The sequence below is a fragment of the Halobacillus sp. BBL2006 genome (assembly GCF_000786645.1).
Classification (GTDB): Bacteria; Bacillota; Bacilli; order Bacillales; family Halobacillaceae; genus Halobacillus.
In genome coordinates, this window is the sequence record NZ_JRNX01000070.1 from 1 (window position 1) to 12,918 (window position 12,918).

Consider the following 12,918-nt stretch of genomic DNA (forward strand, 5'->3'; position numbering starts at 1 on the left):
CGATAAATATGAAGAGACGGTTCAGGGGAAAATCCGTAAGTATTACACAATTACAGACAAAGGACGCCAAGTCCTAGAAGAAGGCAAGCAACAAGTCAGAGAGCTTGCCCAGGAAGTCTTAGAAGATGATTGGGGGAAACATAAATGAACAAGCCAAAGGGATCACTTTTAGAAATTTTCAAAGCTTCTACTAAACTAGGATTCACTTCATTCGGTGGACCAGTGGCTCACCTTGCTTATTTTAAAGAAGAATACATCGATAGAAAAAAATGGCTGGATGATAAAACGTACGCTGATATTATTGCCTTATGTCAGTTTCTACCCGGACCTGCCAGCAGTCAAGTCGGAATTGCCATCGGGATGCTTCGAGGGGGATTGCTGGGGGGGATCATCTCCTGGATCGGTTTTACCGTCCCCTCCATCCTAGTCCTTATTCTCTTTGCTCTAATGTACCAAACCTACGATATCGGAGATGCCCCGTTCATCCATAGCCTTAAAGTTGTGGCCGCAGCTGTCGTCTTGCATGCATTGATCGGTCTAGGTAAGAAATTGACTCCCGATCGCCCACGAATTGCAATAGCTATGGTGTCAGCGTTAATCCTGCTCTTGTACCCTTCTGCCTGGATGCAAATCATAGTGATTGTTGCCGCAGGGCTTCTCGGGCTAAAAATGTTTTCCAGTTTAGCCGAGTCCAAGATTCAACCTTTCCCTGTGACTTTTTCTAAGAAAGCTGGAATCGCTTCTCTTTCGGTATTAATTGCTTTATTAGTTACATTGCCGGTTATTGCAAGAAATACCGATCATATATTGGTTCAATTATTCGATACATTTTTCCGAGTCGGGTCTCTTGTATTCGGTGGTGGACACGTCGTCCTCCCTATGCTTGAGCGTGAAGTAGTTCCGACTAGATGGCTCACAGCAAATGAATTTTTGGCAGGGTATGGAATGGCTCAGGCTGTGCCGGGTCCTTTATTCACATTTTCCAGTTATCTCGGAACAATGATCGAAGGAGTCATCGGCGCCGTTGTAGCTACAGCAGGGATTTTCCTTCCCTCTTTCCTATTCTTGATCGCTGCCCTTCCATTCTTGAATGAGCTTAGAAAACGACCGGCTTTTCAAGGAATATTGACAGGAGTAAATGCCAGTGTGGTAGGAATCCTCCTTGCAGCTTTTTATGATCCTGTGATTGTTAGTTCCATCCTCGACGGAGCTGACTTTGCGCTGGCAGCCATTTTATTTGCCTTGCTTCACTTTTTTAAAATACCCGCTTGGGCCATCGTGCTGATCGGTGTCGCTTGTGGAACAGCTTTAAGTTATTTGTAGAAATTTGGCACAAAAGCAATCCTTTTGTGCCATTTCTGTCTTTTTAAAAGAAAAAACACGTAATAAAAGCAGGAAAATCGATACATAAGTCGAATTTTATCAAAATATGAAATCTATGGGGGTTTTACCATGGCTGAAGAACAAAGCAGATATTCTCGCCTTGCAGAAATCACAAAGCTGATCAACACAAAGCTTGATTTACGCGAAGTCCTACAACAAGTTGTAACAGCCATATCAGAAGAAATCATGCGTTGTGATTCCGTCGGGATTTATTTGCCCCAGGAAGATGGAACGTTCAGAGGGTATGTGGGGAAACCGGAAGTCATTAATGGAATGACGTTGGATATGCATGTTGTTGACCCTAGACATGATCTCTTAATGAAAGAAGTCATTGATACACGCTCCTCTATATATATTCCTGATACTTCCAAGGATGACCGACCTGACAGCAGAGCGGTTGAAGCCTTTAAAATCAACTCGCTGCTCGTCTCCCCTATCTTCTACGAGCAAGAACTTTATGGTCTCGTTTATTTATTTGATTACGGTATTCCAATGAACCTTACTCAATTGGAAATAGAATCCGTTGAAGCCTACGTTAATATGGCGGCTGTTGCCATTCGAAACGCCAATAACCTGACTAGGAAACAAGCATTAATCGAAGAAAAACAACTGTTATTGAACGTGACACGCGATCTTTCCCTGTGCTCGTCGTTACAGGAAGCTTTGGATCGCTGTTTCTATTACTTAGGTAAAGTACTGAAAAACCCGAACATTGGGGCACACTTCGTAGATCCTTTTGCAGAGCGTCAGATCAGGCCAGCGAGTCTGAGTAAAGATAGCGACTGGACGGAAGAAGCTTGGATAGAGACTCATTATCAATTGAAAGTAGATCACACAAAAGACCAGCTATTCAAAGAAGTTATTGAAACGAAGAAAGCAATTATGATACCTGATGTTTATGAGGATGACCGCGTCAACCACGATGCCTGTAGAGGGTTCGGTGTCCAGGCAATGTATATGATTCCTTTTGTAGCTATGGGTGAAGTACTTGGAACCATCACCGTCGTGAATCTAAAAGAAAAAGGAAATGCTTTTTCACGGTCGGCTATGCAATTAGCAGAATCGATCGTTGATGCTACCGCACCTGTTATCTCCAATTTGATTTATATGGAAAAGCAAGAATTGATCATTCAACAACGGACATCTGAATTGCGTCAGAAAAACATGGAACTAAAAGGAGCATTTACTGAACTCCAACAGATTAGTCAGGAAAAAGAATTAATTTTGAATTCGGCTGGAGAAGGCATATTCGGAATGGACCTAGATGGGCATATCACTTTTTCTAACCCTTCAGCAACCAATTTACTAGGGTATGACTATGAAAAGGAAGTCATCGGTTTATCTTTCTATACAATTGTGAAGTCCGAGCTGTTAAGCGGCGAACAGCCCTACGATTTTGCAGCATACGAAAAGAGCAAGAAAAACCGTGAGCAAACGGATGAATTCTTCACCCGAAAGAATGGAGATCTCTTCCCGGTCGAATACGTGATCACCCCTCAAAGACAGGAGAATAAAACGGTCGGTTACGTTGTCACTTTCAAAGATGTCACTTCCCGGAAACAAATGGAGGAAAAGATCAGATACCACGCGTATTACGATAGCATCACCAATATCCCTAATCGCGTACTCTTTCAGGACCGCTTAGTCCAAGCCTTAACTTATTCAGAAATTCACAATCGAGCATTGGCTATTTTATTTCTCGACCTGGATCGTTTCAAGAAAATTAATGATACGTTCGGACATGGATTCGGGGATTCTGTCCTCAAAGAAGTTGCCCATCGTTTAGAATCGGTTATCCCGAAGGAAGCAACCGTTTCAAGACAGGGGGGCGACGAATTCATTATCCTTCTCCCCAGCGTAGATGGAGAGGAAGAAGCCACCTTCTGTGCGAGGCAGATTCTAGACAAATTTGCCGTTCCCTTTATGATACACGATCATGAGATTTCGATTAAAACAAGCATCGGAATCAGCCTTTACCCGGACAATGGGGTAACCGCGGAAACGTTAGTTAAGCATGCAGATGTCGCCATGTACAAAGCCAAAGAATTGACAGGGAATCAATATCAAGTTTATACACCAGATATTGAAAACCGTTCAATTGAAGTGATTCGCCTGGAAAATGACCTGTACAAAGCATTAGATCAAGGAAATGAGTTCACGCTTTACTATCAACCTAAAATTGATGTTCGTAATCATAAAGTCATTGGGGCTGAAGCTCTCATTCGATGGAACCACCCTACTCTCGGCTTGCTTTCGCCTACAAGATTCATTCCCCTTGCGGAGGAAACCGGCCTCATCACGAAGCTGGGAGAATGGGTGCTGGAACAGTCTTGTAGACAAATGAAGCAATGGTATGACGAAGGTTTGACGGATCTGGTGATTTCCGCTAATTTATCCCCGCAGCAATTTAAACAAGATGACTTAACTCATATCATCAGAAGCATCTTGGAAGAAACGGAACTTCCTCCTGAAAACCTGGAATTAGAGCTGACAGAAAACCTGATCATCCACAATACTGAAAAAACACTTTCAATGATACAAGCTTTAAAGAAATTGGGCGTTAAAATATCGATCGATGATTTCGGTACGGGGTTTTCTTCTCTCGGATACCTGAAAGATTTCCCTGTCGATACATTGAAAATAGACAAAACATTTATCGATGACATTACAATCAACGCCAACAACGCAGCGATTACCAACACGATCATTACACTCGCCAGTAGTTTGCAGCTTGATGTCATTGCTGAGGGCGTAGAAACAAAAAAACAAGTGGAATTTTTAGAACAAAACGGCTGTTATCTCATCCAAGGGTTTTACTTCAGCCGGCCTATCGAACCAGAGCAATTCCTTCAGAGGTATGGAAAAATATCAAATAAAAAGGGGTAAAAGAAATGAAATCAGTTCGTGCTGTCTTGGATTATCTTGAATCAGGTAACGTATCGTATATTTTTGGAATACCTGCTGGATCAGTTAACGCGTTTTTCGATGAGCTTTATGATACACCCTCCATCACACCAATCATTACAAAACATGAAGGAGCGGCTTCATACATGGCTGCTGCTTATGCCAAGTATTCTCAATCCCTCGGCGTTTGTATTGGCAGCAGCGGTCCCGGGGGTACAAATCTCATCACAGGAGCAGCCAATGCTATGCGCGAGCACCTTCCTGTCTTATTCTTAACTGGAGCTGTCCCTGTGAACACGGTGGGTCTTAATGCATCACAAGAACTCCATGCTGATCCTCTTTATCAATCCGTAACGAAATATAGCAAGCGTGTAGATAACGCCGACGACTTGCTGCCGGAAATCCATAAAGCTGTTGAAATTGCTCTGACCGGAGTGCCAGGCCCTGTTCACATCGCTATGCCGATTGATGTACAGCTTACAGACGTAGCGCCTTCACCGATTCCTGCCTTTCCAGCCCGTACACCGCTGCTGCCAGAAGATGGACTCATTAACGAAGCGATCCAACAATTAACTTCGACCAATAATGGTTACATTTTCGTAGGTCAGGGTATTCGAGGATCTGTAGAGGACGTTATTGAACTCGCTGAAACCTTGAACTGGCCAATCGTCACTTCTCCCCAAGCAAAAGGACTGATCCCAGACAATCATCCTTTATTGGAAGGAATTTTTGGGTTCGCAGGCCACGAAACAGCTTCAGAGCTGATCAATGATCAAAAAACAGAAGCTGTGATCATTTTAGGATCGAGCCTTGGTGAAACAGCTACGAATAACTACAACCCAAATATCAACAAGGATCAGTACACGATCCAAGTCGATTTTGATGCATCTGTTTTCAATCGTAAATATCCCGTGGACCTTGCAATACATGGAGATATATCCGTTACAGTATCATCTTTAATCACTAGGCTGAACAGCCTTGGCTGGTCACGTCAGAACCATCTATTAAATGAACGTCCACCGAAAGAATGGTCAGAAGAGTACAATACGCATAATGTTTTGATGTCTTTACAGGATAAGCTGCCTTCCTCCACTAGATATACCATTGATATTGGAGAATTTATGGCTTATGTCATCCACCACATGAATGTGATTAGCGATGATTCTTTTGACATCAATGTCCACTTCGGAGCGATGGGAAGCGGTATTGGCAGCGCAATTGGCGCTAAACTTGCAGACCCCGGAAGACCGGTCGTCAGCCTTACCGGAGATGGGTGCTTCTTCATGCACGGCATGGAAATACTGACAGCTAAGGAATATCAGATCCCCGTGCTTTTCGTTGTCATGAACAACGCTAGATTAGGAATGGTTCATCATGGACATGCCTTGCAATATAAACGTGCCCATGCCCGCTTTGGCCAGGAACCTGTCGACATTTCTCAAATGGCCGCTTCGCTGGGGGTTCCAAGTGCACGTGTGGAGACACTGGAGGATTTAAATGCTGAAACACTTGAACAATTACAATCAACAAACGGGCCTGCGGTATTAGAAGTGTCTCTTGTCGATGACAATGTCCCCCCAATGGGAGATCGCGTGAAGTTCTTATCATCTTTCGGCAAATAAATGTGTCTAAACAAGCAATCTTCTGAATAAGGATTGATTCTGTAGTCCACCCTCTTTATGATAGATTTAGATATTCTAAAAGAGGGTGCTTGTTATGAAATGGAAAGGATTTTTCATTATCGGTTTGATACTCGGAAGTTTTCTGACCGGTTGTTCATCAGACAATAGCGAGGAAGCCGAAGAATCTCATATTGAACACGTAAATGGAGATCTGCGTGAAGAGACACAGGATACAGACACGCTGCCAGCTTTTCTCGATGATAAAAATGAAGACATGCAGATGCTTTATACTGCTGCTTCACAAAATAAAGATCTCTTAGAAAACATTCCTTGTTATTGTGGATGCGGAGATAGCGTAGGTCATCGCAGCAACTATGACTGCTTCATTCACGAAAATAAACAGGACGGCTCCATCGTTTGGGATGATCACGCAACGAAATGTGGCGTTTGTTTAGAAATCGCTGCTCAATCCATTGTTGATCACCAGGATGGCAAATCTATCAAGCAAATTCGAAACGACATCGATCAGACCTATGAAGAAGACTATGCTGAACCAACTCCAACTCCAGAAATTTAACAAAAAACTGTCTCAGAGCGAGACAGTTTTTTTGTATGGTACATGTTAGTTCTCATAATTAGCCAGCAACCTAAGTAGAATACTGTAAAGTAAAAATTAGGAAGTGATTGTCTGAAAAAAATCCTAATGATTACAGATCCCGGGGTCGATGATGCCTTCGCGATTATATATGCGCTCCTCCACCCTGAACTGGATATTGTTGGTATTGTTTGTGATTACGGAAATGTGAGTCAACCAGTGGCCATAAGAAACACGAGTTACCTTCTTAACCTGGCCGGAAGAGGTGACATTCCAATTATAAGAGGGTCTGAAGTGCCCCTCTCAGGGTCTGCACCGAAACTGTTTTACGACATTCATGGGTACAAGGGGATTGGCGGTGTGGACACAACTGGTACGCCTTCTCCTCCCCTTCATCCATTTCACAAAATCTATCAATTGATTGAATTACATGGATCCGACCTTACCATTGTGAATTTGTCCAGACTGACCTCACTCGCCGTGGCTTTTATTCAATCCCGAAGTCTCATTGATAAAGTGAAAGATATCATCATTATGGGCGGCGCTTTCTTCGTCCCTGGCAATTGGACCCCCCTGGCTGAAGCGAACATTTACGGAGATGCTAAAGCAGCCAAAGTTGTTGCCAAGCATGGGACAAATTTGACCTTCATCCCTCTCAATGTCAGCAATCGCGCTATTATATCGAACTCTTTGATCTACTCCCTCTCCACCCAATCCCATACACCTTTTTCTCCTATTCTGAAAACTGTTATGGATTATTACAGCAACAAATATAAAGAAATCATCCCTGGTATAAACGGTGCCCCGTTACACGATGTAACGTTACTTTCGTATCTTACAAACAAAGAAGACTATCAGCTGATCAGCCGTCAAGTTTTCGTCATTGCTTCAGGTCCTGCGAAAGGAATGACTTTCGCAGACTTCCGCCCTGTACCTGAAAAGGTTCCGAACTATCCTGTGAATAAGATGGTGCTTGATTTCAATTTTGAGAAGTTTCAGCAAGACTTTGTGACGATTCTTTCAGCGGCAAGGTTTTATCATTAAGCATTCAAAAAAAGGGCTCCACAATTTTGTGAAACCCTTTTTTCGCTTTAAGCCGTGTTATCCTGATCTTTCACTTCCTTCATTTTTCTTTTCAACGATTGACGTGCACGATGTAAACGTGACTTGACTGCTGAATTCGTCAAATCAAGTTTGCAGGCGATCTCTTTCTCATTCATATGATGATAAGCACTCAGTTGGAAAACCACTCGCAATTTAGGAGGCAGGGTACTTACCTTTTTCTTCATCCGATCCTCAAAATAAATACGGTCATATTCTTCTTCTACCTCGGATTTAGCAAGTGGGGATGTGGTTTGAAGTCCGGGCAGTTCATCCACCGGCATCATGACTAACCGCTTATCTCTCCGTAAAAAGTCGATAGCTTTCCTTGATGCAATCGTTGACAGCCACGAGCCAATTTTCCATCCTTCATTCACATCTCCTAATTTTTCATACGCCTTTATAAATGTTTCCTGAAGGACATCTTCTGCCGCATCTGGATCTTTAATTATTTTGAGAGCTGCAAAGTAGACACGACGATAGTACTTGTTATATAGATCAGTAAAGTCGACACTCATCATCTGCTCTCCTTCATTGGTTTCCCATAAAGTGGTCCGTAATGAACCCAGGGGCCTCTTCTTTTGTAAAGCTCAATACATCAAAATAATTGGCATTACTATCATAATAAACGGCAACCAAGTATTCTCCTTCATCTTGATCCTGGGTCCCAGTAATCGCTAGTGATAACTTCTCTTCTTCCTTAACTGTCCATGCTTCTTCTCCTCGTGCCTTTCTTTGATCAAAGGCAACAGGCGCCGGGAGACCTTCTGATTCTCTCCAAGGCAGAATTTCTACACGATTGATATCGTCGGCCTGGATCATCACTTGATCATAGAGTTCTTCTTCCTTCAACCACTGCATCGTCTGTTTGTACGATGGATAAAGTGATAGAAATTGACTGTCTTCCCCTTCCACGACTAGATCAGCTTGTGTCCTTAACCCTTGAGGAGAAACCATTTCTTCATAGCTTAACTTATAGATGTCTTGCTGATAACTTTCTAGAAAAGCCTCAATTCTTTCAGGATCTAAAAGGCTGATAGGAGAAGAATCCGGTCCGATCGGCTGCAATGATATTTTCTGAACCTTCTCTGGGCTGATTTTAACAGCAGGATAATGAATTTCCTTATATTCTTCCGTTTCCGATATTTGCGCCAACTCATCACTAAACGCGGATTCGTCAATCTCATAATAACGGTAGACTTCTTCCCCGCTTTTCAGTTTGTAGGCGATAAAATAATAGCGGTCGCCTCGATTCAAAGGTTCATCTTTTTCAATTAGCTCTTCATGAAAATGACGAACGGTTTCAATCCCTTTTTCGCTTCTTATTAGAGAAGGATCGTCTTGTAATAAATTATCTTCATACTGATGATAACCATTCCCAAGAAACGCGTACTCAACGTTAGACTCGTCAGGGATATAAGATTCATAGCTTTGCCAAAGCAATGGCAGCAACGTCATTAGAATCCCCGCTGTTATTCCGTAAATGACTAAATCTTTGACATGGCTCCAGGAATAGACCCTCCACGTTTTTTCAATAAGCATCGCTGCTAAGAGATAACCAAAAACCGCTCCGATGACGTAACCTACCATTATCCAAGGGTAGGAATTTTGCAACTCACTGAAATATAGTCCACCCGATAAAGCAAAGCAGAACGTCATCCCGTATTTGAGTACCGGCTTTAGTGAGGGCAGTGCGATCGCGGAAGAAGCAGATTCGAGTTGTCGTTTTTTATAAATGATTCGAGCCGAAAAATAAAAGCCAATACTTATGAAGAGATAAATCCCCAGATCCAAGTAATCTACTGGAAGGAATTCTTCTTGGCTTCCTAAAGGATAATATTCCAGCACATTAACGATAGGCGAAAATCGTTCTAATGCACTATCCATAATCAGATTCCCTGAGAATCCATTCACATAAAAGTGGATGTGGTAGGAAACCAATAATACAATCCCTGCCGGAAATAGCAAAAGGATATACGTAAAGATGCCCTGAACAGCGGACAAGCCAGTCAATGTGCCGATAAATACTCCTGACATAAAGGTCAGTATAGTGATAATAACCATCAGCAGCGTCCAGTACGCTAAATCTCCATACGTATAAAACTCCGAGACATCGGCAAATAAATGAGACAGCAAGAGAATCAAACTATTTACGATGATCGGGATCAGCAGTAATATCAATCCCGAGATTAAATGATAGTTGAATAGTTTTTCTCTGCGTACGGGTAAGCTGTGAATAAAATCAGAAGCCTCTTTCACATGAAGGTAACGATAAAGAAATACGGCCATTAACACCGGCATAATCAACAAAAAGAAAGCCTGGATTTCAAAAGAGAATGTCGTAGAGAACAATCCAGCATTGCTTGGTTCTACTCCGTACTCAGCATTTAGCGCCATCATCAACTGTAATGGGACGGTAAAGAAAATGCCGACCAAGTACACGATGCTGATCCAACCCACATTTCGGAAATCCTGCTTAAACAATTCTTTTTTAAACGAGGATGTTTTCAATGGCATATCCGGCACCTCCCATTTCATAAATGAAAATTTCTTCTAAAGTTAAAGACAGCCGGTCATAGACGATGGGGTTGAAACGATTTATTGTACGACTGATTTCATTTTCATTCCCTTTTACGATCAAAAGCAGTACGCTTCCACGACGTTCTTGATAAACAATATTCAAATCACTTTCCAGGATGTGTTCGTTTTCATCTTTAAAAGCGACCTGCACTTTGTGGATATCCTCTTTTAAATCATCAAGATCCCGTTCCAGCAGGAGTTCACCATTATGTAAAATACCGACGTGATCACAAATATCCTCTACTTCTCTTAAGTTGTGTGAAGAGATCAAAACCGTCATTTCTCTGCTTGCAACATCTTGAAAGATTAAATTTTTCACTTTTTTTCGTATGACTGCATCTAATCCATCGAACGGTTCATCTAAAACGAGAACGTCAGGCATAACAGACATAGACAGCCAGAGGGCTACTTGTCTTTGCATCCCCTTTGAAAACTGACTGACCTTTTTATTTTCATTAAGGTTGAACAACTCCTTCAATTTTTCATACCGTTCTTCGTTCCAATTCTCATACATGCCGCGGTAAAAGTCAGCCATCTGCTTTACTGTGTATTGGGGTAAAAAGTAGAGAGCATCCGGTAGGAAAACCATACGTTGTTTAATCACAGAATTCTCGAAAACGTCCTCCTTTAAGACGCAGACACGGCCGGAGTTTTGCTTTAAGATCCCTGCAATGATCCTCATTAATGTCGTTTTCCCTGCCCCGTTCGAGCCCAACAGTCCATAGATAGAGCCTTTACCGACAGTAAAACTTACATCTTTGAGGATTCGCTCTTTCTCATAACTTTTATCGACTCCTCTTACTTCAATCATTTTGTTCCCCTCCTTGTACTTCATGGAGAAGCGCCTGTATTTCTTCCGAAGTCATTCCTAAATAGATAGCCTCTGCAAATAACTTCCTCAACTCTTCCCGCACTTTTTTCAACTCCTCGGCATTTTTGGATTGCTGGACTGGATGAACAAAACTTCCTTTGCCTTTCACAGAATAAATGTATCCTTGTGATTCTAGTTCCCTGTACGCTTTCTGGATTGTGTTCGGGTTAATTGTAAGTTGCTGCGCCAGATCTCTTACGGATGGAAGCTTTTCATCCTCTTTTAATACTTCATGAATGATCAACTGCTTTAACTTTTCCACCAATTGTTCATAAATGGGTTTTCGACTTCTGACGTCGAGTTCGATCATGTACACACCCCCACCCTGTTTATCTATACTGTATTAACTGTATTAACATTCATAGTACAGTTAGTAGTATAGCTAATCTAATTCCATTTGGAAAGCACTTTTTCAAGGTTTTTGAAAAAACCACATAAAAAAAGCCCCCTTAAAGGGCGCTTTTACTTTGGTAAACCTTCGTTAGGTAATGAATAAAATTCCCGAATATAACTGTAGTCGCCAGCCATCCTGCCGACCGGCTTAAGCTTATGCGGATTTACTTTATCTTTCTCCATATAAATCTCATTCTTAATATGGTAACCGATAACCTTCCCTAAGATGAGACTGTTTGATCCCAATTCAATGACCCGGTCCAGTTCACATTCCATACTTACAGGCGCTTCGGCCACTTTTGGTACATGGACGAATTCCGCATCATCTACCCGGGTTCCTGCAATGGTAAATTCATCTTCTTCTGGAGAATAGGCTTTACTGCTTTCATGCATTTGGTTGGCAAGGGACTCAGATACGATATTGACGACGAATTGCTTTTTTTCTTTTACGTTCGCTAACGTATCTTTTTCCCGATCCAGACTCCCTACAGAAAAACAGAGGGTAATCGGGTCCATAGAAGCGACTGTGAAAAAACTGAAGGGAGCCAAGTTTCGGACCCCTGAGGCACTTACGGAGGATACCCAGGCGATCGGCCTTGGTACAACGGCACCTTTAATCAACTTGCTCATGTTATGCTCACTAAATTGATTTTTACTAATGATCAAACAGAATCTCCTCCTATGACTTCATTTGTCTTTATCATACTTGATTAGTTTCTATTCCTCACAACCTTTGCTTACCATCAGTTGTTTAACCAAGCCTTTTTAGGGAATATATGGGATAAAATTAATATTAATAGAAGGAGGTCCTTTTATTGGGACAAGTATGGAGTGCAATCGAAAATGGCATCGCCACGGTATCCGACTTTTTGTGGACGTATCCATTATCAATCATTTTGATTATTGGCGGCATCTTTCTGACGATTCGAATTAAATTCTTCCAATTCCGATTCTTCGGGCATGTCCTCCACCAAACCATCGGGCAAATTTTCAAAAAGACAAAAGACAAAGGAACGATCACCCCCTTTCAAGCTTTCACATCTGCCTTAGCCTCTACGGCCGGTGCAACCAACATCGTAGGTGTACCGATTGCGATTTCACTCGGCGGTCCAGGTGCTTTATTTTGGATGTGGGTAGTCGCTTTAATCGGGATGGCCACAAAATATTCTGAGGTTCTCTTAGGAATGAAATACCGGGAAACCAATAAGAAGAATGTCTGGGTCGGGGGCCCACAGTACTACATAAAAAAAGCTCTCGGCTGGAAATGGTTATCCAGCGCGTTTGCATTCTTCCTGATGCTTGAGTTGATTCCAAGCACGATGGTCCAATCGAATTCGATCGCCACCCAGACAGAAGGGGCATTCGGATGGCCCGTTTATATTACAGGGGCCGTCATATGTGCAGCCATTGCTCTTGTGGTATTCGGTGGAATTAAACGAATTGCCAAGGTTACCGATAAATTGGTTCCG

The 12,918-nt window shown here is 42.3% G+C and carries 11 protein-coding genes; 6 read left to right on the forward strand and 5 right to left on the reverse strand.

Annotated elements, in window-relative coordinates; all coding sequences use genetic code 11:
• The first annotated feature begins 144 nt into the window (after positions 1–144).
• The 5 genes from chrA (at position 145) to LD39_RS02675 (ending at position 7,548) form a co-directional block, all read left to right on the forward strand.
• Positions 145–1,323, forward strand: coding sequence for a chromate efflux transporter (chrA, locus tag LD39_RS02655; protein WP_035542611.1), 1,179 nt, complete (start codon positions 145–147; stop codon positions 1,321–1,323).
• Between the two features lie 129 nt (positions 1,324–1,452).
• Positions 1,453–4,269 (forward strand): EAL domain-containing protein, encoded by a 2,817-nt coding sequence (locus LD39_RS02660; protein WP_035542612.1) that lies wholly within the window; start codon positions 1,453–1,455, stop codon positions 4,267–4,269.
• Between the two features lie 5 nt (positions 4,270–4,274).
• Positions 4,275–5,909 (forward strand): thiamine pyrophosphate-binding protein, encoded by a 1,635-nt coding sequence (locus LD39_RS02665; RefSeq protein ID WP_035542614.1) that lies wholly within the window; start codon positions 4,275–4,277, stop codon positions 5,907–5,909.
• 94 nt (positions 5,910–6,003) lie between these two features.
• The gene (locus LD39_RS02670) at positions 6,004–6,486 is read left to right on the forward strand and encodes a PCYCGC motif-containing (lipo)protein (RefSeq protein WP_035542616.1); all 483 of its coding nucleotides are present in this window, start codon (positions 6,004–6,006) and stop codon (positions 6,484–6,486) included.
• A 126-nt stretch (positions 6,487–6,612) separates the two neighbouring features.
• The gene (locus tag LD39_RS02675) at positions 6,613–7,548 is read left to right on the forward strand and encodes a nucleoside hydrolase (RefSeq protein WP_052158700.1); all 936 of its coding nucleotides are present in this window, start codon (positions 6,613–6,615) and stop codon (positions 7,546–7,548) included.
• A gap of 47 nt (positions 7,549–7,595) precedes the next feature.
• On the opposite strand, the gene LD39_RS02680 is transcribed toward LD39_RS02675, so the two are convergent.
• The 5 genes from LD39_RS02680 to LD39_RS02700 form a co-directional block, all read right to left on the reverse strand.
• Complete coding sequence (locus LD39_RS02680; RefSeq protein WP_035542621.1) at positions 7,596–8,123, reverse strand: RNA polymerase sigma factor; 528 nt, start codon at positions 8,121–8,123, stop codon at positions 7,596–7,598.
• 13 nt (positions 8,124–8,136) lie between these two features.
• Positions 8,137–10,122 (reverse strand): DUF6449 domain-containing protein, encoded by a 1,986-nt coding sequence (locus tag LD39_RS02685; protein ID WP_035542622.1) that lies wholly within the window; start codon positions 10,120–10,122, stop codon positions 8,137–8,139.
• Positions 10,097–10,996, reverse strand: coding sequence for an ABC transporter ATP-binding protein (locus LD39_RS02690; protein ID WP_035542623.1), 900 nt, complete (start codon positions 10,994–10,996; stop codon positions 10,097–10,099). Before LD39_RS02690 ends, LD39_RS02685 begins: the two co-directional genes overlap by 26 nt.
• The gene (locus LD39_RS02695; protein ID WP_035542625.1) at positions 10,989–11,366 is read right to left on the reverse strand and encodes a GntR family transcriptional regulator; all 378 of its coding nucleotides are present in this window, start codon (positions 11,364–11,366) and stop codon (positions 10,989–10,991) included. Before LD39_RS02695 ends, LD39_RS02690 begins: the two co-directional genes overlap by 8 nt.
• Positions 11,367–11,518: 152 nt before the next feature.
• Entirely contained in the window at positions 11,519–12,115 is a 597-nt protein-coding gene (locus tag LD39_RS02700) for a flavin reductase family protein (protein WP_035542626.1), read from the reverse strand.
• Positions 12,116–12,264: 149 nt separating this feature from the next.
• Here LD39_RS02700 and LD39_RS02705 point away from each other — a divergent pair.
• Positions 12,265–12,918: alanine:cation symporter family protein (locus LD39_RS02705; protein ID WP_197061380.1), on the forward strand; the 654-nt coding region annotated here is incomplete at its 3' end.

Bases quoted from the DNA above. Each gene is read 5' to 3' on its own strand.
- LD39_RS02680 (WP_035542621.1), bottom strand. From the start codon at position 8,123: ATGAGTGTCGACTTTACTGATCTATATAACAAGTACTATCGTCGTGTC.
- LD39_RS02690 (WP_035542623.1), bottom strand. From the start codon at position 10,996: ATGATTGAAGTAAGAGGAGTCGATAAAAGTTATGAGAAAGAGCGAATC.
- LD39_RS02675 (WP_052158700.1), top strand. From the start codon at position 6,613: ATGATTACAGATCCCGGGGTCGATGATGCCTTCGCGATTATATATGCG.
- LD39_RS02660 (WP_035542612.1), top strand. From the start codon at position 1,453: ATGGCTGAAGAACAAAGCAGATATTCTCGCCTTGCAGAAATCACAAAG.
- LD39_RS02695 (WP_035542625.1), bottom strand. From the start codon at position 11,366: ATGATCGAACTCGACGTCAGAAGTCGAAAACCCATTTATGAACAATTG.
- LD39_RS02665 (WP_035542614.1), top strand. From the start codon at position 4,275: ATGAAATCAGTTCGTGCTGTCTTGGATTATCTTGAATCAGGTAACGTA.
- LD39_RS02685 (WP_035542622.1), bottom strand. From the start codon at position 10,122: ATGCCATTGAAAACATCCTCGTTTAAAAAAGAATTGTTTAAGCAGGAT.
- chrA (WP_035542611.1), top strand. From the start codon at position 145: ATGAACAAGCCAAAGGGATCACTTTTAGAAATTTTCAAAGCTTCTACT.
- LD39_RS02670 (WP_035542616.1), top strand. From the start codon at position 6,004: ATGAAATGGAAAGGATTTTTCATTATCGGTTTGATACTCGGAAGTTTT.